The sequence below is a fragment of the Photobacterium sanguinicancri genome, assembly GCF_002265265.1.
Classification (GTDB): Bacteria; Pseudomonadota; Gammaproteobacteria; order Enterobacterales; family Vibrionaceae; genus Photobacterium; species Photobacterium sanguinicancri.
Genome location: NZ_NOIF01000455.1, coordinates 1 through 454, shown reverse-complemented (window position 1 = coordinate 454; position 454 = coordinate 1). Strand labels below are relative to the sequence as shown.

Annotated in this window: 1 protein-coding gene; it reads right to left on the bottom strand. The window is 66.7% G+C overall.

The genetic code is table 11. The annotated features are described in order from the left end of the window. On the bottom strand, window positions 1–350 hold a 350-nt coding region (locus ASV53_RS26570; protein ID WP_189337973.1), incomplete at its 3' end, for a UPF0182 family protein. Between the last annotated feature and the right edge of the window lie 104 nt (window positions 351–454).

The following is a 454-nucleotide window of genomic DNA, read 5'->3' as shown; positions in this document are numbered from 1 at the left end:
GGCATGCCCCACATCGCCAGGCGGCGCAGCGGCTCGATGACCTCCTGGTACCGGTCGAGCTGCGAGCTCAGTCGCACATAGACCGGCCGCAGACGATACGCCAGCTGGATGACCACGAACAGCGGGACGGCCATGCCGAGGAATCCGACGAGGAACATCACGACGGTGGCGATCCACTGGGTGGTCAGCACCCCGGTGAATCCGACCTGGTCGAACCAGAGGAACTCGGTGTAGAGCGAGGCGAACACGAAGAACGCCGCGATCAGGGCGGCGATGATCGCCAGCGAGATGCCGAAGATTCGCCGGGATGTTCGGGGAGTGGCCGGATTCTGAGCGGAGGTCGAGGTCACCCCTCCATCCTAGGTGCGCCTTACTGGACGGCGCCCGTGTTCCCGGTCACGGCCGGATCACGACGCCGTGCACGTCGGGAGCGACGCGACGTCGCCCCCCTCGG